Annotated in this window: 1 protein-coding gene and 1 pseudogene; both read left to right on the top strand. The window is 76.0% G+C overall.

The window, feature by feature from the left end:
• Positions 1–48: 48 nt before the first annotated feature.
• A pseudogene (locus VR45_RS36050) lies at positions 49–1128 on the top strand (beta-ketoacyl synthase N-terminal-like domain-containing protein); the annotation flags it as partial.
• Positions 1129–1369: 241 nt separating this feature from the next.
• The coding region (locus VR45_RS49505; RefSeq protein ID WP_234326488.1) for a hypothetical protein at positions 1370–1495 on the top strand (126 nt) is incomplete at its 3' end.

The following is a 1495-nucleotide window of genomic DNA, read 5'->3' as shown; positions in this document are numbered from 1 at the left end:
GGAGACGCCGGGACACCGGCCCGCGCGCTCGCGGACAGCCGGACCGGTGTGTTCGTCGGCGCCGGGTGGCACGACTACGAGCACGTCGGCCGCAAGAGCGCCGCCGGGGTCACCCAGCACACCGCGCCCGGCTACGCGCTCGACATGATCGCCGCCCGGGTCTCCTACTTCCTCGGGCTCACCGGGCCCAGCCTGGTCGTCGAGACCGGCTGCTCCTCCGCGCTGGTCGCGGCGCACCTCGCCGCCCAGGCGCTGCGGGCCGGCGAGGTGGACGCGGCGATCATCGGCGGTGTCGCGCTGATGCTCGACCCGACCGCCTCGATCGGCCTGACGTACTTCGGCGGCCTCTCCCCCGACGGCCGGTGCAAGGCCTTCGGCGCCGGGGCGAACGGCTTCGTGCGCGGCGAGGGCGTGGGCGCCCTGTTCGTGAAGACCCTCGCCCGGGCGCAGGCGGACGGGGACCGGATCCACGGTGTCATCGCCGGTACGGCGGTGAACAACGACGGCGGCGGGCAGAGTGTCGTCGCACCCAGTCCGCTCGGCCAGGAGCGGCTGCTGCGGGACTCCTACCGGCACTGGGGCATCCCGGCGGACCGGGTCGCCTATGTGGAGGCGCACGGCACCGGCACCTCGGTCGGCGACCCGATCGAGGCGGGCGCGGTCGGCCGGGTGCTGGGGCAGACCCGCAGCGCGGACGCCGGTCCGCTGCCGATCGGCTCGGTGAAGACCAACATCGGCCATCTGGAGGCCGCCGCCGGCATCCCCGGGCTGTTCAAGGCGCTGCTGGCGCTGCGCCACGGTGTGGTGCCGCCGAGCCTGCACTCGGCGGAGCTCAACCCGGAGATCGCCTTCGACGAGCTGAATGTGACGGTGGTCCGCGAGCCGCTGCCGCTGCCGGCGGACGAGCAGGTCTTCCTCGGCGTCAGCAGCTTCGGCTGGGGCGGCACCAATGCGCACGTGGTGCTGACCGGGGCGCCGCGGACGGAAACGCCTACCGCTGCCGACGGCCGTGCCGACAACGAACACCGTGCCCCGGTGCTGCTGCCGGTGTCCGCGCACTCGGAGCCGGCGCTCGCCGAACGCGCCCGCGAGCTGCGCGAGCTGCTCACCGGCGCGAGCGCCCCGGCGCTGGCGGACCTGGCCGGCACCCTGGCCTGGCAGCGCGACCAGTTCCCGGTCCGGGCCGCCCTGCTGGCCGCCGACGCCGCCGGAGCGGCCGGGCAGTTGGAGCGGCTGGCCGCCGACCCGGCCGGTGCTGGCCGCCGACCCGGCCGGTGCCGAGCCGGTGCCCGGCGTGTTCACCGGACGGGCCGCGACCGGGGGCCGGACCGCCTTCGTGTTCCCCGGCCAGGGCTCGCAGTGGCACGCCATGGGCCGCGAACTCCTGGCCGCCGAGCCGGTGTTCGCCGCGGTGATCCACCGCTGCGCGGCCGCGCTGGAGCCGTACACGGACTGGGACCTGGTCCGGGTCGTCTCCGGCGAGGCCGGGGAGGAG

Origin of the sequence: Streptomyces sp. NRRL S-495, assembly GCF_000966955.1 — a bacterium.
In the GTDB taxonomy this organism is placed as follows: Bacteria; Actinomycetota; Actinomycetes; order Streptomycetales; family Streptomycetaceae; genus Kitasatospora; species Kitasatospora purpeofusca.
The sequence above is the reverse complement of the archived record's forward strand: the minus strand, read 5'-3'. Positions and strand labels throughout refer to the sequence as shown.